Origin of the sequence: Bosea sp. (in: a-proteobacteria) (assembly GCF_023953965.1) — a bacterium.
Taxonomy (GTDB): Bacteria; Pseudomonadota; Alphaproteobacteria; order Rhizobiales; family Beijerinckiaceae; genus Allobosea.
Genome location: NZ_JAMLIX010000001.1, coordinates 305300 through 327085 on the forward strand (window position 1 = coordinate 305300; position 21786 = coordinate 327085).

Here is a 21786-nt window from a genome sequence, read left to right on the forward strand (position 1 = left end):
TCGGAATTCGGATCACGAGGCGTTGGCCTCGAGGGACCGGCGGAGTTTGACCATGCCGGCAAGCCAGCGGTCGTAGTCGGCTGTCTTGCGGCGCATGTAGTCCGCGACCTGGGGGTGCGGCAGGATCAGGAAACGCTCCATGGCGATTCCCGCCGCGGCGCATGCGGCAACATCCTCTGCCGTCATGACGCCATCGCGCGCCTGGGGTCCCTCGGGGAGCGAGCGCAGCATCGGCGTGTCCACCCCCTGCGGGCAAAGGACCGAAACCCGGATTCCAGCGTCGGCGTGAGCGATGGCGACCGCTTCGGCGAAGCCGATCGCCGCATGCTTTGTCGTCGCGTAAGGCGCCCCACCGATCTGCGAAAGCAATCCGGCTGCGGAAACGGTCAGAAGAAAGTAGCCTTCGGCCCGTCGCTCCATCACAGGCGCGAGTGCCCGCACCGCATAAACATGAGCCATGACGTTCACCGCCCAGCTCTTCGCCCAGGCTTCGTTCGGGGCACTGGCAGCATTGCGCGGAAGCGCATCGAACGACGCGATACCGGCATTTGAACAAAACAGCGCGATCGGCCCGTGTCGGCTTTCGACTGTGTCCACCAGGGCCCGTACCTGCGCCTCGTCCGAGACGTCGCATGGAAAGGACGCGCCTTCCACGCTGCCCGCGACGGCATCGGCCTGGCCGCCGTCACGATCAGCCACGATCACCTTGGCTGCACCGTCGGCGTGGAAGCGTTCGCAAAGCGCCCGGCCAATGCCGCTCGCACCGCCCGTCACGACGACGATCCTTCCCCGGATATCCATGGTTATGCGCCGCCCTTCAGAAGCTCGTGATCGTGGAACCGCCGTCGACGACGATCGTCTGGCCCGTGATGAAGGAGCCGGCCTTGCTCGCCAGAAAGACCGCACAGCCGGCGATGTCGTCCGGTTCGCCGATGCGGCCCAACGGCGTCAGGCGGTTGTGCTGCGCGAGCGTGTCGGGGTTCTCCCAAAGCGCACGCGCAAAATCGGTCCGGATCAGGCCTGGCGCGATGCAATTGACCCGAATGTTCTGGTCTCCCAGCTCAACGGCCAAATTGCGCGCGAGCTGCATATCGGCGGCCTTTGATATGTTGTACGCGCCGATCGATCGCACGCCCCGCAGTCCGCCGATCGAAGAAATAATGACGATCGCGCCTTCCCCCTGCCGCTGCATCTCGGGCGCAGCCATGCTGATCAGCCAGTTGTTCGATATGATGTTGTTGTCGAGGACCTTGCGGAACTGCTCGTCAGCAATCGCGCTCATCGGGCCAAAGTACGGATTTGAGGCGGCGTTGCAGACGACGACATCGATTCGGCCGAAATCATCGACGCTCTTGCGCACCAGGGCGCCGAGCTCGCTTTTGGACGAAATGCTGGCTGCGACGGCAAGCGCCCGCCCCGCGCCATGTCGGGCGTTGATCCCGGCCGCGACCGTTTCACACGCGTCGGCACGCCGCGAGGAGATCACCACCTTTGCCCCCGCCTCAGCCATGCGCTCCGCGATGGCGCGGCCGATGCCGCGGGACGAGCCGGTGACGATCGCAACCTTTCCCGTAAGGTCGAACATGGTCATCGCCTGACCTCGTTTCGCCAGCCCGGCTTGCCGCGGCCGCCACCATATCCCGCCTGAACCCGTTGCTTGAGCAAGGGGCGAGGACGAAAGCGCTCGCCATAGGCTTCAAACATGATCTGCTGGGCCTGCAGGCACAGGCTCGATGTCGTCGCATCCATCAGCTCGAAGGGGCCAAGCGGGTGGCCGAGCCCCAGCCGGCAGGCAGTGTCGATATCTTCGGGTGTAGCGACCCCTTCCTCGACCAGACGGACGGCCTCGATCATGAGGACATGCAAGAGCCGGTTCACGGCGAAGCCAGGCACGTCCTTGATGGCGATAGGGGTTTTACCCACCTCACGGCAGAGCCGCATCGCCGTCTCGACGGTTTCGGGACTTGTCTCGATGCCGGGCATGACCTCCACGAGTTTCATACGCGAAACGGGTGAAAAATAATGCGTCCCAACGAAGCGGCTTCGACGTTCCGCTCCCACATGGGAGGCCAGAACGGAAATTGGTATCGTCGAGGTGTTCGTCGCGATGACGCAGGATTGCTTGCATGCTGCGTCAAGCCTTTCGAAGACTTTCGCCTTGGTACTTTCCTGTTCGAAAACCGCCTCGGTCACGAAATCCCGATCGAAGAACTGTTCGAGGTCGGTCGTCGTCGCAATGCGATCGAGCGCCGCGGCGTCGCTTTCCTGATAGAGCCCCCTCGCCACAGCCTTCTGGATGATCTCCGCCAAGCGGGCGCGCGCGCCGTCGAGGAGATCCATGGATTGATCGGCCAACAGCACGTCATAGCCCGCCAGCGCGAAGACCAACGCGATCTCGCGCCCCATAAGGCCGGCTCCGACGACACCGATCCGCTCAGCACGCCCCATCATGTCCTCCGAAATCAGCCGCCGACGCTGCGGGCAAGCTCCCAGGCGTACCCGGCGATTGGCCGAGTCGCTTTGCCGATCTCTGCCGCGGCGATACTTGACGCGTTGCCATCGCGTGCCCGCTTCGCAATCCCCTGAAGGATCGCAGCGATGCGAAACATGCCGTAGACCATGTAGAAATCCCAATCGCGGATCTCGTCCCGGCCCGTTCGCGCACAATAGCTTGCCCGATACGTGTCCTCATCGGGAATGCCGAGCGACGCGAGATCGACGCCCTTCAACCCCCGAAACACGTCCGGCGGGATGCGCCATGCCATGACGTGATAGGTAAAATCGGCGAGCGGATCCCCAAGCGTCGATAACTCCCAATCAAGAACGGCGGCCACGCGCGGTTCGCTCGGGTGAATGATAAGGTTGTCCAGCCGATAGTCGCCGTGAACGATGGAAGAGCTTTCCTGCCCGGGCAGATGAGCCGGCAGCCATTCGATCAGGCGATCCATCGGCTCGATCGCCTCGGTTTCGGAGGCGCGATATTGGGTCGTCCAACGCGAGATCTGGCGAGCCATGAAATTGCCGGGACGGCCGTAATCTTCGAGGCCGACAGCCGCTGGATCGAGCGTGTGAAGCTTCGCGATGGTCTCGTTCATGGAATCGTAGATCGCGGCCCGCTCTTCGCGAGAAAGCTCGGGCAATCCTTGATCCCAGAAGACCCTGCCTTCGACAAGGTCCATGACATAGAAGGGCGTGCCGATGACCGCCGGGTCCGCGCAGTAACCGTGAACATGGGCTACCGGGACACCGCTATCCGCCAAGGCCAACAACACCCGAGCCTCTCGATCAATCGCGTGAGCGCTCGGCAGGAGCACGCCAGACGGCTTGCGCCGCAGCACATAAGCCCCGGATCGCGCGTCGAGCCGATAGGTTGGATTGGACTGACCGCCCTCGAAACGAGAGATCGTCGCCGGGCCGCCATAACCTTTCACGTTCGAAGCGAGCCAATGGTCGAGCGTGCCCCAGCCGGCAGTGGTTGCAACGTCAGCTCCCGATCCATCGGGCGAACCGCTCATCCTTTTCCTCCCAATTCGGGCGACGATTCTTCATCGCTCCGGGTCTTCTTCTTTACGCTCCGCAGAGCTCGCCGAAGAATGCCCGCCGGCCTTTCGTCAGTGTCGATGAAGCTACGCCTGATCGGCGCCCTGCCCTCCGGCGCTTCCGGACCGACAGCCACTCACGCAACTTTGCTGGCCTTCAGAACCATCCCGGTACCGCCACGATATAAAATCGTCTGACGAAGTCAACCCGTCTTCACGCTTACAAATGCTACCGCTGCCCTTGTCGCTGTCGGAGGACTTAAGCTACCCGCAGCTTTATCGGCCTATCGATCCGAGGTTAAATGTCCGCATACGTCATTTCAAGGCCAAGAGCACTCCCGAAGCCGCGAAAATGGATTGGGTCGGAAAAATACTTGACTGTCAGACGATCCATACGGGAGCATAGGGCCGTGACCGCGGGCAGCGAGCACGACAGCAACGAAGCCGTTGCGCCGGGCGCTGGGTGCCGCTCACGTCTATTGCCTGATGAGGCGCATCTGGTATCGCTCGCTACGGCAAGCTCCGGCCTGTTGCGAGGCATCGAGAAAGTTCGGGAACGGCAACGTTGTCTTCAGTCACGGAACCACAAGGCGAGAAGGGCATCGGGCAAGAGACCCCCAAGCCCAGGCATGGCCCCAGCTCACCCGATCTGATCTACAACAGGATCGTGCAGGGCCTCTATCAGGGTCGCTATGTTCCCGGCCAGCGGCTGAGCGAACCTGCCATCATGAGTGAGTATGGCACGAGCCGGAGCTCGGTCCGAGAAGCGCTACGCCGGCTGGCGGGCGAAGGCATCGTATCGTTAAATCTCTATCGGGGGGCCTACATCAGGGCTCTCAGCCGCGAAGAAGCCATCGATACCCTTCTTCTGCTCGAAATGCTGGTCGGGCTTTCCGCGCGGCTGGCCGCCGAGCGGATTGGCATCGGCGATAATCGCGAGCGCTTCAACGCCACGGTTCAACAGCTCGTAGGCTTCGAAAAGGGGGGCGAGTTCCTGCAATTCGTCAGAGCACGCAATCGATTTTACAAGACACTTACTGACATTGCCAACAATAGAGAAATAGACAGAGTTCTGCCGAGCATGCAGGTCCACCTCGTTCGAATACAATTTCGCGACAGCGACGACAACCTTGAGAAAGTCCGATTCGACGACTATCGCGATATTGCCGAAGCCGTGCTGGCTGGTGAACCGAACTGGGCTGAAAAAATGGCCCGCCAGCATGTCGCGCATGTCAGGCGCAGCATCGAGCATCTGCCCGACAGCGCGTTCATTGCAAGCGAGCCGAAATAACCTGTTTGGCTGGATCGCCGTGCGTCCCGTCGGACGCAGAATGGCGATTCAGCTCTTTGTTCCAGCATCTAAGCGTTGGATTTCTGGAAGCCCTTCAACTCCATACGCGCGATCTGATCCCGGTGGACCTCATCCGGGCCATCCGCCAATCGCAACAGCCTCGCAGTTGCATAAGCCATCGCCAGACCAAAATCATTGGACGTGCCGCCTCCTCCGTGGGCCTGGATGGCCCAATCGACGACGCGGCACGCCATATTGGGCACGGCGACCTTGATCATGGCAATCTCCTTTCGCGCCACCTTGTTGCCGACGGTATCCATGAGATGCGCCGTCTTGAGCGTGAGGAGGCGCGCCTGCTCGATCAGGATCCTCGCCTCCGCGATCCGCTCCCGCGTCACTGACTGATCAGCAATCGGCTTTCCGAATGCGACACGGCCAAGCGTTCGTTCGCACATGCGTTCCAGCGAACGTTCCGCGAGACCGATAAGCCGCATGCAGTGGTGGATCCGACCCGGTCCAAGCCGGCCCTGCGCAATTTCGAAACCCCTGCCTTCGCCCAGGAGGATGTTGGAAGCAGGGACCCTCACATCCTTGAAGACGACTTCGGATGCCCGATCGGGGACGCCGTAATATCCGAACACGGGAAGCGGCCTCACGACCTCGACACCGGGCGTATCCATCGGAACGAGGATCATCGACTGACGCTGATGGATGCTTGGATGATCCGGGTCCGTCTTGCCCATGAAGATCGCGATCTTGCACCGGGGGTCGGTGGCATTCGTCGTGTACCATTTGTGTCCGTTGATGACGTATTCGTCCGCCTCCCTGCGAATGAGGCTTTCGATATTCGTGGCATCGCTGGAGGCCACCGCGGGCTCGGTCATCGCGAAACACGACCGGATCTCGCCGGCCAGAAGGGGCTTCAGCCAGCGTTCCTTTTGCTCAGGCGTGCCGTAGCGAACCAGAACCTCCATGTTCCCGGTATCGGGGGCCGAGCAATTGAAGACCTCCGGCGCCAGATATGAGCGCCCCATGATCTCACAGAGCGGGGCGTATTCGAGATTGCCGAGACCGGCGCCATATTCGCTGTCAGGCAGGAAAAGATTCCAGAGCCCGGCAGCCCTGGCTTCCTTCTTCAGCTCTTCGACGACTGGATATACCGACCAGGGGCCTTCCTTTTCGACCTCGCGGAAAAAGCGCCCTTCATTGGGGTAGATCTTGCGATGCATGAACGCCTGAAGGCTCTCGGCCAGTTCCTTCGTGCGGGGGCTCACACCGGTGTCCCAGTTCATGCTCATGTCCATTTCGTCAGACGATTTGTCGAGAGCTTATGGGAACGCGGAAGGCATGTAAAGTTCGCGACAGCCCAAAATTAAAAGCGAATTCGCCATACTCCGGCAAACTTTGCTAAAAAGCGGGCATACCCTGATCGAGCCAAAGGATTGCAGAGCCATCATCGTCAGACGATAATAACTCCAACGCCGCGCGATCAGCCCGTCTGCGCGCTTTTCATGAGGCTGACCGACGTGGATCGCTCATATTCGGGGTGGACGGCTGCATCGATCACGCACACAGCCCCATTCCGAACGATCGCGATCGCCCGTTTCATGATCGTGCGCAGCTCGTCTTCGGATCGCACCGGCCCGAAGGCTTCGGCCCCCTGGCCGCGAGCGATCATCGCCAGGTCGATCGAAGGATCCGACATCCGCAAGCCAATCGATCTGTTCTCGACCGGCCTCGAACGCGCCCGCGCGACCCGCTCCTGATGGAGTTCATCGTTGAAGAACGAACTGTTGTTGGCGATGACGATCAACAGCGGCAATTTCTCGTGGACGGCGGTCCAGACCGCCGTGGCTCCCATCAGGAAATCACCGTCGCCGAGAACCGCGACAGGAATTCGTCCCGAATCCTGCAAAGCAAGGGCTGCGCCTACCGCCATTCCAGGGCCGGCGCCGATGCCGCCGCCCCCATCATGTCCGAGATAGTCGAGAGGATGTTCGAACGAGCAGAACTCCCTCGGCCAACCAATGGTCAGGCTCGTGTAGCAGCACTCGACATTCGCCAGTTCCTCGGAGACGGCCTCGGCAAAGGCCTGGATCGACATCGCCCCCTGAACCTGTTCGCCCGGGGCACAGTCCGCATATCCGCGAACCGCTCTCTCCCAGACCGACATGGGCACGCCATCCCCGAGTTTTTTCAGCAGCACCGGGACTGCCGCGTCAGGCGTCGCGAGCAGGGTGACGTCGACCGGCGGCAGCGCCAGATAGTCCATGCTCCAGCCATTGTGAGAGTACTGATCCACGGAGCAGCTGATCACCGAAGCGCTCGGCGCGCTCACGCCGAATGCGCGCTGCAAGGTCCCGCCCAAATCCAGGGCATCCAGGCTCAGAATGACGTCGGCCTCGGCGATGGTCGCAACGGCGTCCTCGCCGAGGAACAGGCCCGGCGCATGGGGATGAAGCTCATGCGTGGTCGGGAAAGCGGCTCCGACACGCAGATCGGTGATAACGCGGGCGCCCAGGCGCTCGGCCAGCGCGATCCTAAGCGCCCAAGCCTGCTCATCCCGGCTGACGCGCCCGATGATGATGACCGGCTTCCGCGCCGCCCTGAGGAGTTCGACGGCCTTGACGACCGCCTCATCGGAGGGCTGGGCCGCCAGCGGCGGCTTGAAGCGCGCCAGGTCGGGCAGAGCAAGCCCCGGCCTCACGGGCTCTTCCTGGTTCGTCAGGTCCAGGCAGACATAGACCGGGCCGGTCGGGGCGGTCGCGGTGATGATCCCGGCCCGCGCCAGCGCCTCCAGCGCCGCGCCAACGGATGCGGGCTGATCATCCCACTTCACATATCCACGGATCAGGCTCCCGAGATCGCGTGCGGTATGGATCCACTCGACCCACGGCCGGCGCAATTCCGCATCCATCGGCCCCTGCGCGCCAATGATCAGCATCGGCACGCGATCGCACCATGCATTGAAGATTGCCATGGTCGCATGCATGAGGCCGACGTTGCTGTGCAACGCGACGGCCATTGCCTTGTCGGTCACCTTGGCGAATCCGTGCGCCAGCGCGACGGCGTGCTCCTCGTGAATGCACAGCAGGAGCGCCGGCTTCTCGCCGCCGAGATAATTGACCAGACTGTCGTGCAGACCGCGGAAGCTCGCGCCGGGTGTGATGCTGATGTAAGTATAGCCGGCATCGCGAAGAAACTGGGCGACTGCATCGCTGCCCCATGCCATTTCCACATTGGCCCTGACAGGCGGACGGCTTGAGTTCATCGGTCGGTCCCGTGGCAGAGGATACCGTTCGACTAGGCCTCCGGGCCGGGGTGAAATAATTGTATGAATTTGCGCCCATGCGCACAGAACTCCCAAGGCCATGGACGGGCGCGCAGCTTCGTACAATCCTCAAGCTGCGTTGTCGCGCACGCCATTCCGAACGCATCGCCCGTTCGGAGGAGGACACGTCCATGCACAAGCGCGCGACCGATGTGAACGCTGACACTGCCGATCGTCTTCCTAGACATCGAGACCTGTTCATTGGCGGGCGCTGGCAGCCACCAGCCACCGGTGAGCGCCGACAGGTGACGAGCCCCTCCACGTCGGAGGATCTCGGGGATGTTGCGGAGGGTGCCGAAGACGATATCGATGCCGCGGTGAATGCCGCGAGAGCGGCTTTCAAACTCTGGAAGAAAGTGCCCGTTCTGGAGCGCGCCAATACCCTGCGGACCGCGGCGCTTCGGCTTCGCGAGCACGCGCATGAACTCGCCTATATCGACGCGCTCGATGGCGGAAATCCAATCACCGCGATGCTTTCGGACGTGGAGATGGCCGCGACGAACATCGAGTATTTCGCCTCTCTCGCAACCGAAATGAAAGGGGACACCATTCCCGTTTCGGACGATGTCTTTGCCTTCACCGTCCGCGAGCCGCTGGGTGTCATCGCCCGGATCGGCGCCTTCAACCACCCGTTCCTGTTCACCGCCTTGAAGGCCGCCTGCCCGCTGATCGCCGGCAATACCGTGGTGGTCAAGCCGCCCGAGCAGACGCCGCTGTCGTCTCTGCGTGTGGCGGAACTCTGGAGCGACCTCTTACCCCCCGGCACCTTCAACGTGGTGACCGGCGGCAGGGCAGCGGGCGCGGCGCTGGCGAGCCACCCCGGAGTCGCGAAGGTCGCGGTGATCGGAAGCATCGCGGCCGGGCGGGCGGTCATGCGCGCGGCGAGCGACACGGTCAAACATCTCTCGCTCGAACTGGGTGGAAAGAACGCGCTGATCGTCTTCCCCGATGCGGAGCTCGAGCGCGCCGCCGCAGGCGTGGTCAAGGGGATGAACTTCCGCTGGACCACAGGTCAATCGTGCAATTCGACCAGCCGGGTTTTCGTCCATGAAGATGTCTATGAGAAACTGCTTCCGATGATCGTCGACGAAGTCAAAACCCTGCGGATCGGCCTGCCGACGGATCCCGCGACCGAGATGGGCTGCCTTTCGAGCGCGGCACAATTCGAGCGCGTCCAGGGCTACATCGAAACGGGGCTCAAGGAGGGCGCGACGCTGCATCACGGGGGGAAGCGCATCACATCCAAGCCCCTGGACAAAGGCTTCTTCCTGGAGCCGACCATCTTTACCGATGTCGGCATGTCGATGCGCATCATGCGGGAAGAAATTTTCGGACCCGTCGTTTCCATCGTCCGATGGAAAGACGAAGATGCGCTGTTCGACGATGTAAACGCCCTTGAATACGGCTTGACCGCATCGATCTGGACGACGAACCTGTCCCTGGCGCTTCGCGCCACCCGCCGCATCGATGCAGGCTATATGTGGGTCAACGATGCGAGCGTGCACCACCTGGGAATCCCCTTCGGTGGGTTCAAGCAGTCGGGAACCTCGCGGGAAGAGTCGATCGAAGAGATGTTTGCCTGCACGCAGTTGAAAAGCGTGACGGTTATGCTCTAGCTCGGCGACGCGGGTTAACGGGAAAACCTATCGTGAGGAGTCGCGAGACGTGCGGTTGTCTGACGGCGAGCACAAGCCGCCTTTCCGGCCTTCTCCGGAGATTTCGCAAGACGAACCGGCCTTCGTAACGCAGCGCACGCCCCGGCTCCGCATCCTGATTCCCGTGATGGTCGCCATGGCGTTCCTGATGGAACAGCTCGATTCGACCATCATCACCACCGCCATTCCGGACATGGCCCGCAGCCTCGGGACCTCGCCTGTCCACCTCAACACAGCGGTGACCGCCTATGTGCTGACCGTCGCCGCTTTCATTCCGGTCAGCGGATGGATGGCTGACCGTTTCGGAGCGCGGCGCGTCTTCATTGCGGCCCTTGCGATCTTCACCATCGCCTCCGCGCTGTGCGGCGTCGCCAACAGCTACGGAATGCTCGTCGCGATGCGGATCCTCCAGGGCCTCGGAGGAGCGATGATGACCCCGGTCGGAAGGCTGATCCTGTTGCGCAGCTTCCCGCGCCGCGAGATGATGACGGCGATGCTATACATGACGTTGCCGGCGATCATCGGCCCTGTCATCGGGCCTTTGCTTGGAGGTTTTCTCACCACCTACCTGTCCTGGCGCTGGATCTTCTACGCGAACATCCCCTTCGGAATCGCCGGCATTGTGCTGGCGCTGCGCTGCCTGGACGACGCGCGCAGCGAAACACGAAGCAGGTTCGACCTCCGCGGCTTTCTCATGGTCGGTAGCGGTATCGTGCTGCTGCAGTTCGCGCTGGAGAACGTCAGTCACCCTGTCGTCTCGACCCCGATGATGCTTTCGCTGAGCTTTACCGGGGTATTGCTGCTGTTCTTGTTCGCCCACCATGCTCGCACCGCCGCCTCGCCGGTGGTCGATCTCACCCTGTTCCGCGACCGCGCATTCGCCGTGGGCACGCTCGCCGGTGGCTTGAGCCGGATCGCGATCAACGGCGTGCCGTTCCTGCTGCCGCTGATGCTGCAGCTCGGCTTCGGCATGAGCGCGATCGCCTCGGGATCGCTCACCTTCCTCATCAGCGCCGGCGCCGTGCTCTCCCGTTGGGCGATGTCCTCGCTTCTGCGGCGCTTTGGCTTCGCCAAGCTGCTGACGGGCAGCGCGATCACATCCGCCATCCTGTTGGCGGGCTTCGCGCTCATCGGCGAGACTACGCCGGCCTGGGCGATCATGCTCTACATCTTCATCTTCGGGCTGGTGCGTGCGGCCCATTTCATGGGCACGAACACCCTCGCATATGCGGACCTGTCGGACAGCAGGCTGAGCAGCGCCACCAGCCTGGGCGGCATATTGCAACAGCTCAGCGTCAGCCTCGGTGTCTCGGTGAGCGCCTCGCTGCTCGCCGTCCTCAATCTCGACAACGGCCCGCTAACGACGGGCGACTTCCACGTGGCCTTCCTGGTGCTGGCCATCCTGCCGCTCCTGGCCATCCCCGGCTTCCTCCTGCTGCGGGATGAGGATGGCCGACAGGTCAGCGGCTATCGCGCGGGAAGATGAGCGGCCGGAAATCGCGCGTCAGGCTTTCACCTGCGGCATGCGTCATTCGTCCATCGCCTCGATCTCGAATTCGACGAGGTCTGTGCCTTCCTGAACGAAGTCTCCGACCGCGCAGCGCAGCATGACCAGCCTGCCGTCGGCAGGGGCGCGCAACATGTGCTCCATCTTCATGGCCTCGATAACCAGAAGGGGATCGCCCCGCTTCATCCTGTCTCCGGGCGCGGCCAGCACATGGGTGACGGATCCTGGCATGGGCGCACGCACATGTCCTGCATCGACAGCCGCCGCATCCGTGCCGGCGAAAGGATCGGCAAGTGTGAAACGGCGACTACCGCGCGCGGTGGAGACCTCGACCTCGCGGCCCAGCCAGACCGCCGAGACGACCTCCTTGCCGTCACCGTGGAAAACGTCGAGCCGCCCGTCGGTCCGGACATTCACGCGAAACGCACGCGCCCCGCCAGGCGTCGCCAGGATCAGGCCGTCGCGGCGGTAGTCGATGGCGATCTCGATGTCGTCAAAGACCAAACGCAGGCGGCGCCGGCCGATGATCGTCCAGCCGTCCGTGCTGTCCCAGGGCGAGGCAGCGGGCTTGCGGAGCCGGGCGAGGAAGGCGGCCGCGGCGGCCGCCAGATCGCGCTCGTCGATCCCGCCCTCGCCTTGCGCCAAAAGCTGCGGGAGCTCGCGCTCGATGAAACCGGTGTCCATCGTCCCGGCGCGAACGGCGGGATGGGCCACGAGCGCCTTGAGGAACGCGACATTGGACCTCACGCCGGCGACCTGGAAGCCGGCGAGCGCGTCCTGCAGCCGGCTGAACGCCTCGAGCCGATCAGCACCGCCGACAATGAGCTTCGCCAACATCGGGTCGTAGTAGGGGGTGATGGTGTCACCCTCGCGAAAGCCGCTGTCGATGCGGATGCCCGGGCCTGCCGCCGGCTGCCGCCAACTCTCGATACGGCCGATAGACGGCAGGAAACCGCTCTGTGGATCCTCGGCATAGATGCGGACCTCGACCGCATGGCCGCGCCGCGTGATCTCGTCCTGCGCCAGCGGCAGCGCTTCGCCGAAGGCGACACGAAGTTGCCACTCCACCAGATCGAGCCCCGTGATCATCTCCGTCACCGGGTGCTCGACCTGGAGCCGCGTGTTCATCTCGATAAAGTAGAAGCCGTCCTCGTTGGCGACGAACTCGACCGTGCCGGCCCCGGTGTAGCCGACCGCAGCGCCGGCCGCACGCGCCGCCGAACAGATGCGCTCGCGTTCCGCCTCGGTCAGCGAGGAGGACGGAGCCTCCTCCACCACCTTCTGATGCCGCCGCTGCAGCGTGCATTCGCGCTCGAAGAGCGAGACGACATTGCCATGGGTGTCACCGAAGATCTGCACCTCGATGTGCCGCGGCCGCATAATGAACTTTTCGATCAGGACATGATCGTCGCCGAAGGCGGCCTGCGCCTCGCGCTTCGCGGCGCCGATGGCGGCGGCAATGCCGGTCGCATCCTCGGCGATCCGCATGCCTTTCCCGCCGCCTCCGGCCGAGGCCTTGACGAGGACCGGAAAGCCGATCCGCGCGGCTTCGGCGGCAAGCTTTTCGACGTCTTGCTCCGCCCCGTGATAGCCGGGCACGAGCGGAACGCCCGATGTCTCCATCAGCGTCTTCGCGGCGGCTTTCGACGCCATGGCGCGGATCGCCTCGACCGGCGGCCCGACGAAGACGAGGCCGGCTTCACGACAGGCGATGGCGAAGTCCTGATTCTCGGACAGGAAGCCGTAGCCGGGATGGATAGCCCCTGCCCCGGTGCGCCGCGCGGCCGCGATGACGCGGTCTATTCTCAGATAGCTTTCCGCGGCGGCGGCAGGCCCGATCCATACGGCCTCGTCCGCCAGCGAGACATGCTCGGCATCCTTGTCCGCTTCGGAATAGACCGCCACCGTTTGCAGGCCCATGCGGCTTGCCGTGCGGATGATCCGGCAGGCGATCTCGCCGCGATTGGCGATCAGCAGCTTGGTGAAGCGCCGCGCCAGCGGCGGCGATGCGGTCGTCATCGACGTCTCCTCCCTAGGCGCTCAGGCTGGAGTGTGGTGCAAGAGGAAAGCGCCGAATCCCGCCCCCGGCCTCGTCGGGCGCCCATAGTTGCGCTCCAACGCTGAAATGCGGCCACGCGGCGGCCAGGCCCCAGCCGCAGGAAGCCATTCCCGGTCCTGGTGCGGGCGTGGCTCATGGCTCACATCCTGAACAGGCCGAAACGGGTTGGCTCAACCGGCGCGTTGCGGCCGGCGCTCAGCGCAAGCGCGAGGACGCGGCGCGTATCGACCGGGTCGATCACGCCATCGTCCCAGAGCCGTGCGGTCGAGTAGTAGGGGTGCCCCTGGCGCTCGTACTGCTCGCGGATCGGCGCGCGGAACGCCTCCTCGTCCTCGGCGCTCCACACCCCGCCCTTGGCCTCGATCGCCTCACGCCGCAGCAGAGACAGCACCGTCGCCGCTTGTTCCCCGCCCATGACGGAAATCCGTGCGTTCGGCCACATCCACAAAAAGCGGGGCGAATAAGCGCGGCCGCACATGCCGTAATTGCCGGCACCATAGCTGCCGCCGATCACAACCGTGTACTTGGGCACATTCGTGGTGGAGACGGCGGTCACGAGCTTGGCGCCATCCTTGGCGATACCGCCGGCCTCGTATTTCCTGCCGACCATGAAGCCGGTGATGTTCTGCAGGAAAAGCAGCGGAATGTTCTTCTGGCTGCATAACTCGATGAAGTGCGCCCCCTTGAGCGCGCTCTCGCTGAACAGGATCCCGTTATTGGCGAGGATACCCACCGGCTGCCCCCAGATATGGGCGAGACCACAGACGAGAGTCGGTCCGTACAGGGCCTTGAATTCGTCGAATTCCGAGGCATCGACGATGCGGGCGATGATGTCGCGGATGTCGAAGGGTTTGCGCGGATCGGCCGGGACGATGCCGTAGAGGTCATCGGCCGGGTAGAGCGGCTCACGCGACGCGATCAGGCCGCGCGCCGATTTCTCCGGGCCGTTCAGGCCCGCGACGATCCGCCGTGCGATGCCAATGGCGTGCGCATCGTCGTGAGCGTAGTGATCGGAAACGCCGGATTGCCTGGTATGGACGTCGGCGCCGCCGAGTTCCTCTGCCGTGACGACCTCGCCGGTCGCCGCTTTCACCAGCGGCGGTCCACCCAGGAAGATCGTGCCCTGGTCGCGCACGATGATGCTCTCGTCGCACATGGCCGGGACATAGGCGCCGCCTGCTGTGCAGGAGCCCATCACGATGGCGATCTGCGGAATGCCGGCCGCCGACATGCGCGACTGGTTGTAAAAGATGCGGCCGAAATTTCGCTCGTCAGGAAAGATCTCGTCCTGCAACGGCAGAAACGCACCGCCTGAATCGACCATGTAGATGCAGGGAAGCCGGTTTTGTAGAGCGATATCCTGCGCTCGCAGGTGCTTCTTCACGGTCAGCGGGTAGTATGTGCCACCCTTCACCGTCGCATCATTGGCAATGACCATACATTCGCGGCCACTCACGCGCCCGATGCCGGCGACGAGGCTCGCGCTCGGCACCTCATCGCCGTAGAGCCCGTGCGCGGCCATGGGCCCGACTTCGAGAAACGGCGAACCGGAATCGAGCAACAGCTCGATCCGGTCGCGGGCCAGCAACTTTCCCCGGGACAGGTGCCTGGATCTGGCCTCGTCGCTGCCCCCGCGGGCGACCCGGTCGAGCTGCGAGCGCAGGTCGTCAACCAGCGCGCGCATGGCGGCCGCGTTTTCGGCGAAAGGCGGAAGGCGGCGATCCACGCCGCTCGGAAGTGCCGGCACGCTTCGATCCCCCCTCACACAGGCACCGCCTTCATTTCCATGTCGGCGCAATAATCGAACGGTTGACCGTTTCTTTATGGCCTTGTGTTGAATGTCAAGCGCCCCGGTCCTATGCACGACCCGAAGCGGGCGGGATCGGGGCTGCGATGGCACGAACAGCGGGTTCAGATGGAGCGCGGACTGAAGCTGCGATCCGCCGTGCCGCGATCGATCTCATCGCCGCCAAGGGCTTTGAAGCCGTCACGCTGCGGGGAATCGCAGAGCATGTCGGCCTCCAAGCGAGTTCGCTCTACCGCTACTACCCGAGCAAAAACGACCTGTTGACGACGATCATCGTCAGCCATCTGACCGAATTATTGTCCCAGTGGGATGGAATCAGGCCCGTGGCGGCGAGCGCCAAGGAGAGGCTCGAGGCCTTCATCGCGTTCCACGTGCGCTATCATGCGGCCAAGCCCAAGGAAGTCTTCATCGCCAATATGGAGATGCGTAGCCTTGCCCCCGACAGCCGATCAAAGGTCGTGGCGATGCGCCGTCGTTATGAGGACATCCTCAGCGAGATCCTCAAAGACGGTATCGACGAGGGCCTGTTTTCAGTTTCCGATGTGCGCGTGGCAACCTTCGCAATCATCGCCATGCTGACCGGCCTCACGGCCTGGTACCAGGAAGGCGGGCGACTCACGAAGGAAGAGCTCGTGGACTGCTATTCAAGGCTCGTGACAAAGGGCGTTTTTCGCGCGGATGGAGATTAGGACGCCCCAACATGTCGGCTGCAACGCATGATCGCCCGCGCAATGGGCAGGGCCGGTTCGCTCGATGGCCCGATGAACCAATCCGGCGTTATTATAACAATATAAAATCGTTCAATCTGAGGGCCTATACATAAAAAACTTATTTATAATTATAAATTATCTAATTTCAGCTTTTATCCGTCAATAAACTATCTTCCAACATTGATTTATCCAGTCTCTCTTCGATTTTCGTCAGCATCTCCATGAATGCCGCCTTGGAGTTGGCGCCGATCGCATCGACGATCTCGCGCTCGATGGCCGTGATGATCGGCACGACGGCGTCATGGATCTTCCGGCCCTCGCGCGTCAGCGTCAGCATGATCAGCCGGTTGTCGTCCGGGTTGATGTCGCGCAGCAGCCATCCGCGCGCCACGAGGTGCTTCACCGCCCGGCTGACCTTCGCCTTGTCCATGCGGGTACGCCCGGCGATTTCGTGGGTGGAGAGCGGGCCGAAGCTCGACACCGCCGTCAACACACGCCCCTCGGCCACCGAAACGTCGAGCTCGCGGGCATAGCGACGGGTCGTCAGCTGCATGATCAGCGAGGAAACGGTGTGCAGGTGGTAGGGCAGGAAGGTCTCCAGCGTGAAGGCACAATCATCGTGCATGGTCGTCGTCACCTCGGGCCTCCCTGCCGTCCGTGTTTCGGATGCCGGGATGCCGGCGAAGTCAAGCCCCGGCCCTCGGCGGCATGCCGCGCGATTTGGCCGTTGCGATAATCATTTCATATGATATGAATCGATCAGGCAAGAGGCGCAGCCATGCGCCCGCCGGGGAGGAGGCATCGGAATGGCGGACACGCATACGCTCTACTACGAGGATATCGAGGCAGGGCGCGTCTTCGTCAGCACCGGGCGGACGGTCACCGAGGCCGATTCGACCATGTTCTGCATGCTTTCGGGCGATTGGAACCCGCTGCATTGCGACGAGGAGTTCGCCCGCTCGACGCCGTTCGGCAAGCGCGTCGTCGGCGGCATCTTCGGCATAACCCTGCTCACCGGCATGTTCACGCGCTGGGGCGTGTTCGAGCTCTCGGCGCTCGCCATGCTCTCGCTCGACAACTGGAAATTCCATGCGCCGATCCTGATCGGCGACACGCTGCATGTGCGCATGACGATCACCGGCAAGCGGCTGACCAGCAAGCCCGGCCGCGGCGTGATCGAGCGCTTTTTCGAGATCGTGAATCAGAACGGCGTCGTCACCCAGAGCGGCGATTCGGCGATGTTGATTGCCTGCAGGCCCGACGAAGCGATGGCCGCTGCCGGCTGATGTCCACGCAAACGAGCGGATGGAATGGTCCGCCTTCCAGGGGAGGATGCCTAGATGACGATTAAACTGACGCGGCGCGAAGGCCTTGTCGCGGCTGCCGGCCTCATGGGAAGCGCCGTGCTGCCGGCCTACGGCCAGACGGCGTCCGGTATCACCGACAAGGAGATCAAGCTCGGCGGCGTCTTCGCCGTCAGCGGCCCGGTGCGCCTGGTGACCGAGCCCTACGAGCAGGCGATCCGCGCCTATTTCAACCGGGTGAACGAACAGGGCGGCATCAACGGCCGCAAGATCAACTGGCTGGTCGAGGACGACGCCTACCAGCCGGCCCGGACGCTCGCCGGCGCCAAGAAGCTGGTCGAGCGCGACGGCGTCTTCCTGCTGTTCGGCGCGATGGGCACGCCCACCACGCTCGCCGTCGCGCCCTATGCCGATCAGGTCAAGGTGCCGTTCTTCACCGTCAACGCCTCGCCGGAGCCGCCGCGCAAATACACCTTCGGCCTGATGGCGAACTATTCCGACGTGATGTACTACGTCGCCCGCCAGCTCTCCAAGGAGATGGGCTTCAAGAAGATCGGCTATCTCTACCAGAACGACGATCTCGGCGAGGTCGGCCGCATCGGCATCGAGCGCGCCTTCAAGGAACTCGGCGTCAGCTTCGCCGCCGATGTCGGCTACGAGCGCGGCACCACCGATTTCAGCACCCATGTGCTGAAGCTGCGCGACGCCGGCGTCGACGCGGTGATCTCCATGGGCGTCGCCCCCTCGACGGCGACCGCGGTAAAGCAGGCGGCCGGCGCCAACTACACCCCGACCTGGGCGACCTTCAGCGTCGGCTCCTCCGCGCCGATGCTGAAGCTGCTCGGCCCGGCCATCAACGGCATGGTCTTCGGCAGCGAGATCGAAACCCAGTTCTCGGATTCCGAGGCCGCCCAGGACCTCGCGGCGCTGATGAAGCAATACTTCCCGCAGACAGCGCTCGATTGGGGGGCGATGGTCGGCTACGTCCACGCCAAGGTCATCGTCGCCGCGCTGAAGGCGGCGGGCGCATCGCCCACCCGCGAAAGCGTGCTCGCCACGCTGGAGAACACCAAGAACTTCGAGGCCGGCCTGATGGCCCCCGTCAGCTACGGGCCGAACAAGCGCACCGGCGCCAACGGCATCCGCGTCTATCAGTGGAAGGGCGACAAGCCCGTCGCGCTGACCGACTGGCTGCCGATCGGCGCCGCCAAGTAGCCGCAAGCCCGGCCCCGGAACCGGATCATGCTGCAATATCTCGTGACGGGGCTGGCCATCGGCTCGCTTTACGCGCTGCTCGGCCTCGGTCTCGCCCTGACCTACCGCAGCACCACGGTGCTGAACTTCGCCCAGGGCGAGCTGGCGATGCTGATGGCCTTCGTCTGCTATCTCGGCATCGCCGTCCTCGGCCTCTCGCCGCTGGCGGCGATGGCGCTGACGCTCGTCGTCGGCATCCTCCTCGGGATCGGGCTCTACAACCTCATCATCTTCCCCAACCGCGAGCGCGATCACGAGAGCCTGGCGGTGGTGACGCTCGGCATGAAGCTCGCCCTCACCGGGCTGGTGGCCTGGGTGCTCGGCGTCGAGGCGCGCGAGTTCCCGCCGATCTTCGGCACGCAGAACTACACGGCCTTCGGGCTGATGATCAGCCCCGGCCAGTTCTGGACGCTGGTCGTCGGCCTCGTCGCCATGGTCGCGGTCACGGCCTTCCTCAAGTTCACCTCGCTCGGCCTCGCCATGCGGGCGGCGGCCGAGGACGTCAACGTGGCCCAGCTTCTCGGCATCGACCTGCGCGTCGTCGGCTCGCTCGCCTGGATCGCCGCCGTCTGCCTCGGCGCCGTGACCGGGGTGCTGTTCTCGGCGACGGTGCTGCTCAGCCCGTACATGATGGGCCTGGCGATCCTCAAGGGCTTCGCCGCGCTGGTGCTCGGCGGCATGACCAGCGTGCCGGGCGTCATCGTCGGCGGCCTCCTCGTCGGCGTGCTGGAGAGCCTCGTCGCCTATTACCTGACGCCGCTGCTGCAGGAATCGGTCGCGCTCGTCCTGATCATCGGCATCCTGCTGGTGCGCCCGCAGGGCCTGTTCGGCTCCGCCCCGGCCTGGAGGGCGTGATGAGCGTCGCGCGTCTTCTCGGCACCCTCGTGCTGCTCGCGACGCTCGCCGGCTTCGGCGCGCTCGCCAGCGCCGAGCAGGTCAACGGCTACTTCATCTATGTGGTCAACCTGACGCTGATCAACGCGATCGCGGCGATCGGCCTCGTCATCGTCTCCGGCGCGGCCGGGCAGATGTCGCTCGGGACCTCGGCGCTGCTGGCGATCGGCGCCTATGCCACCGGCATGCTGACGACGCATTTCGGCGTGCCCTGGCTCGCCGCCGCCATCGTCGGCGCTTTCGCGGCGACGGTGATAGGCACGCTGCTGGCGGCCCCGGCGCTGCGGCTCACCGGCCTGCATCTGGCGATCGTGACGCTCGCCTTCGGCGTCATCGTCGTCCAGCTCATCGGCAAGGGCGGCAAATGGACCGGCGGCATGTCGGGGCTGACCCTGGCGGAGGCCGATCTGCTCGGCTTCGCGATGAACACGGAGGCGCGCCGCTACTGGGTGATCGCGGGCACCTTCTTCGCCGTCGCGCTCTCGGCCTCGGCCTTCCTGCGGCGCAAGCCCGGGCGCGCGCTGCTGGCGCTGCGCGAGCGCGAGCCGACGGCGCGCGCGCTCGGCATCGACGTCGCGCGCTACAAGACGCTCGCCTTCGCCTATTCCTCCTTCCTGGCGGGGCTCGCGGGCGCGCTCTATGCCCCGCTCAAGGGCTATATCTCGGTCGACGACTTCAACATCTGGCAGTCGATCTACTTCTTCGTGATGATCGCGGTCGGCGGCATGACCTCGATCGCCGGCGGCGTGCTCGGCGCCATCGTCGTGACCGTGCTGCCCGAGGCGCTGCGCGGGCTGCAGGACGCGGCCAACGCCGTCTTCGGCATCCTCCTGATGCTGATCATCATCTTCCTGCCGGGCGGGCTGGTTTCGCTCGGCCAGCCGCTGCGCCGCCTGCTGCCGGGGCGCGCCGGCGCGGGGGAGACGCCATGAGCGCACCGGCGATCCTGAAGGTCGAGAACCTCTCGGTCCGCTTCGGCGGCGTCAAGGCGCTGACCGATGTCGCGCTCGAGGCGAAGACCGGCGAGACCACCGGCATCATCGGCCCCAACGGCGCCGGCAAGACGACGCTGTTCAACTGCATCTCCGGCTTCATCCGCCCGGCCGGCGGGGCGCGCATCCTGCTCGACGGGCAGGACGTGATCGGCCGGCGCGTCGATGCGATCGCGCGCGCCGGCATCGCCCGCACCTTCCAGAACATCTCGCTCAGCCGCACCCGCACCGCCCGCGAGAACATCCTCGCCGGCATGCATCTCTCGCTCGGCTATGGCGCGCTTGCCGCGATGCTGCCGCTGCCCGGCGTCGCCCGGGCGGAAGCGGAGGCCGGGCGCGCCGTCGCCGCCGTCGCCGACCGGGTCGGGATCGCCTCCAGGGTGCTCGACATGCAGGTCGGGGCGCTGTCGCTCGGCCTGCAGAAGAAGGTCGAGGTCGCGCGCGCGCTGGTCAGGGGGCCGCGGCTTCTCATGCTCGACGAGCCGGCCGGCGGCCTCAACGACGCCGAGACCCGCGAGCTGATGGACTGCCTGCGCGGCCTGCGCGCCGAGCCCGATCTCTCCATCGTGCTGATCGACCACGACATGAACCTGGTCATGCCGCTGTGCGATCACATCTGCGTCCTGAACTTCGGCCAGCGCGTCGCGGCCGGTCCGCCGGCCGCGATCCAGGCCGATCCCGCCGTCATCGCCTGCTATCTAGGGACGGACGCCTGATGCTGGAAGTCAGCCATCTGCGCGTCCGCTACGGGCGCATGCTCGCGGTCTCGGACATTTCGCTTTCGGTCCCCGCCGGCAAGCTGGTCGCCGTCGTCGGCGCCAACGGGGCCGGCAAGTCGACGACGCTGCGGGCGATCTCGGGGCTCGTGCGGCCGGATCAGGGCGAGATCCGCTTCGACGGCCGCTCGATCGTCGGAGCGCGGGCGCACAGCATCGCCCGCCTCGGCATCGCCCATGTACCGGAGGGGCGCGGCCTTTTGCCGTCGCTGACGGTCGACGAGAATCTTCGCCTCGGCAGCTACGGCCGGGCCGCCGGCGGCGACATCGCCGCCGATCGCGAGCGCATCTTCGGCTATTTCCCGGCGCTGAGGGCGCGGCTCGCGCAGCCGGCCTCGGTGCTCTCCGGCGGCGAGCAGCAGATGCTCTCGATCGCGCGGGCCCTGCTCAAGGCGCCCCGCCTCCTGATGATCGACGAGATGTCGCTCGGCCTCGCGCCCAGGCTCGCCCAGCAGATCATGGAGGTCGTGGTCGAGCTGGCGCGCTCGGGCATCGCGGTGCTCTGCGTCGAGCAGAACACCCGCCTCGTCCTGCGGCACGCCGACCACGGCTACGTCATCGAGACCGGCAAGACCGTGCTGGAAGGCTCCGGAGCGGAGCTTCTGGCGAATGACGGCATCGCCAATGCGTATCTCGGCAGCGCGCAAGCCGCCGGAACCGGATAAGC

General features: G+C 64.4%; 19 protein-coding genes. 10 read left to right on the forward strand and 9 right to left on the reverse strand.

From position 1 onward, the window contains the following. Nucleotides 1-12 precede the first annotated feature (12 nt). Genes M9917_RS01355 through M9917_RS01370 form a run of 4 tightly spaced genes read right to left on the reverse strand, consistent with a single transcriptional unit; the run spans nucleotide 13 to nucleotide 3515 of the window. Complete coding sequence (locus tag M9917_RS01355) at nucleotides 13-801, reverse strand: SDR family oxidoreductase (protein WP_297250516.1); 789 nt, start codon at nucleotides 799-801, stop codon at nucleotides 13-15. Between the two features lie 16 nt (nucleotides 802-817). Beyond that, nucleotides 818-1591 carry an SDR family NAD(P)-dependent oxidoreductase gene (locus M9917_RS01360; RefSeq protein WP_297250517.1) on the reverse strand — a complete coding sequence of 258 codons (774 nt, stop codon included), beginning with the start codon at nucleotides 1589-1591 and terminating at the stop codon, nucleotides 818-820. Then, entirely contained in the window at nucleotides 1588-2448 is an 861-nt protein-coding gene (locus M9917_RS01365; protein ID WP_297250518.1) for a 3-hydroxyacyl-CoA dehydrogenase family protein, read from the reverse strand. The genes M9917_RS01360 and M9917_RS01365 overlap by 4 nt, the downstream gene beginning before the upstream one ends. A gap of 14 nt (nucleotides 2449-2462) precedes the next feature. Next, complete coding sequence (locus M9917_RS01370; RefSeq protein ID WP_297250519.1) at nucleotides 2463-3515, reverse strand: phosphotransferase family protein; 1053 nt, start codon at nucleotides 3513-3515, stop codon at nucleotides 2463-2465. Between the two features lie 589 nt (nucleotides 3516-4104). Here M9917_RS01370 and M9917_RS01375 point away from each other — a divergent pair. Beyond that, a complete protein-coding gene (locus M9917_RS01375) occupies nucleotides 4105-4830 on the forward strand; it encodes a GntR family transcriptional regulator (RefSeq protein WP_297250520.1) in 726 nt (241 codons plus the stop codon). Nucleotides 4831-4898: 68 nt separating this feature from the next. On the opposite strand, the gene M9917_RS01380 is transcribed toward M9917_RS01375, so the two are convergent. Next, on the reverse strand, nucleotides 4899-6122 hold the full coding sequence (locus M9917_RS01380; protein WP_297250521.1) for an acyl-CoA dehydrogenase family protein: 1224 nt from the start codon (nucleotides 6120-6122) through the stop codon (nucleotides 4899-4901). A gap of 197 nt (nucleotides 6123-6319) precedes the next feature. Further along, nucleotides 6320-8101, reverse strand: a complete 1782-nt coding sequence (locus M9917_RS01385) for a thiamine pyrophosphate-binding protein (RefSeq protein ID WP_297250522.1) — start codon at nucleotides 8099-8101, stop codon at nucleotides 6320-6322. 191 nt (nucleotides 8102-8292) lie between these two features. Between M9917_RS01385 and M9917_RS01390 the strand changes: the two genes are divergently transcribed. After that, the gene (locus tag M9917_RS01390; protein WP_297250523.1) at nucleotides 8293-9777 is read left to right on the forward strand and encodes an aldehyde dehydrogenase family protein; all 1485 of its coding nucleotides are present in this window, start codon (nucleotides 8293-8295) and stop codon (nucleotides 9775-9777) included. Between the two features lie 49 nt (nucleotides 9778-9826). Then, on the forward strand, nucleotides 9827-11302 hold the full coding sequence (locus M9917_RS01395) for a DHA2 family efflux MFS transporter permease subunit (RefSeq protein WP_297250524.1): 1476 nt from the start codon (nucleotides 9827-9829) through the stop codon (nucleotides 11300-11302). Between the two features lie 42 nt (nucleotides 11303-11344). Here M9917_RS01395 and M9917_RS01400 read toward each other — a convergent pair whose 3' ends face one another. Together M9917_RS01400 and M9917_RS01405 are read right to left on the reverse strand one after the other, a co-directional pair. Next, on the reverse strand, nucleotides 11345-13342 hold the full coding sequence (locus M9917_RS01400; RefSeq protein WP_297250525.1) for an acetyl/propionyl/methylcrotonyl-CoA carboxylase subunit alpha: 1998 nt from the start codon (nucleotides 13340-13342) through the stop codon (nucleotides 11345-11347). A 179-nt stretch (nucleotides 13343-13521) separates the two neighbouring features. Further along, on the reverse strand, nucleotides 13522-15066 hold the full coding sequence (locus M9917_RS01405; protein WP_297254663.1) for a carboxyl transferase domain-containing protein: 1545 nt from the start codon (nucleotides 15064-15066) through the stop codon (nucleotides 13522-13524). Between the two features lie 209 nt (nucleotides 15067-15275). Between M9917_RS01405 and M9917_RS01410 the strand changes: the two genes are divergently transcribed. Continuing rightward, nucleotides 15276-15878 carry a TetR/AcrR family transcriptional regulator gene (locus tag M9917_RS01410; protein ID WP_297250526.1) on the forward strand — a complete coding sequence of 201 codons (603 nt, stop codon included), beginning with the start codon at nucleotides 15276-15278 and terminating at the stop codon, nucleotides 15876-15878. Between the two features lie 166 nt (nucleotides 15879-16044). Here the strand turns inward: M9917_RS01410 and M9917_RS01415 are convergent, their stop codons facing one another. Beyond that, nucleotides 16045-16536, reverse strand: a complete 492-nt coding sequence (locus M9917_RS01415; RefSeq protein WP_297250527.1) for a MarR family winged helix-turn-helix transcriptional regulator — start codon at nucleotides 16534-16536, stop codon at nucleotides 16045-16047. 169 nt (nucleotides 16537-16705) lie between these two features. On the opposite strand from M9917_RS01415, the gene M9917_RS01420 reads away from it, so the two are divergent. Genes M9917_RS01420 through M9917_RS01445 form a run of 6 tightly spaced genes read left to right on the forward strand, consistent with a single transcriptional unit; the run spans nucleotide 16706 to nucleotide 21784 of the window. Beyond that, nucleotides 16706-17185: a MaoC/PaaZ C-terminal domain-containing protein gene (locus M9917_RS01420; RefSeq protein ID WP_297250528.1), complete on the forward strand. Its 480-nt coding sequence runs from the start codon at nucleotides 16706-16708 to the stop codon at nucleotides 17183-17185. A gap of 54 nt (nucleotides 17186-17239) precedes the next feature. Then, nucleotides 17240-18418 carry an ABC transporter substrate-binding protein gene (locus M9917_RS01425; RefSeq protein ID WP_297250529.1) on the forward strand — a complete coding sequence of 393 codons (1179 nt, stop codon included), beginning with the start codon at nucleotides 17240-17242 and terminating at the stop codon, nucleotides 18416-18418. A 27-nt stretch (nucleotides 18419-18445) separates the two neighbouring features. Continuing rightward, on the forward strand, nucleotides 18446-19312 hold the full coding sequence (locus M9917_RS01430; protein WP_297250530.1) for a branched-chain amino acid ABC transporter permease: 867 nt from the start codon (nucleotides 18446-18448) through the stop codon (nucleotides 19310-19312). Next, nucleotides 19312-20283: a branched-chain amino acid ABC transporter permease gene (locus M9917_RS01435; protein ID WP_297250531.1), complete on the forward strand. Its 972-nt coding sequence runs from the start codon at nucleotides 19312-19314 to the stop codon at nucleotides 20281-20283. The genes M9917_RS01430 and M9917_RS01435 overlap by 1 nt, the downstream gene beginning before the upstream one ends. Next, nucleotides 20280-21059, forward strand: coding sequence for an ABC transporter ATP-binding protein (locus M9917_RS01440; RefSeq protein WP_297250532.1), 780 nt, complete (start codon nucleotides 20280-20282; stop codon nucleotides 21057-21059). The genes M9917_RS01435 and M9917_RS01440 overlap by 4 nt, the downstream gene beginning before the upstream one ends. Beyond that, nucleotides 21059-21784 carry an ABC transporter ATP-binding protein gene (locus tag M9917_RS01445; RefSeq protein WP_297250533.1) on the forward strand — a complete coding sequence of 242 codons (726 nt, stop codon included), beginning with the start codon at nucleotides 21059-21061 and terminating at the stop codon, nucleotides 21782-21784. The genes M9917_RS01440 and M9917_RS01445 overlap by 1 nt, the downstream gene beginning before the upstream one ends. The last annotated feature ends 2 nt before the right edge of the window (nucleotides 21785-21786 follow it).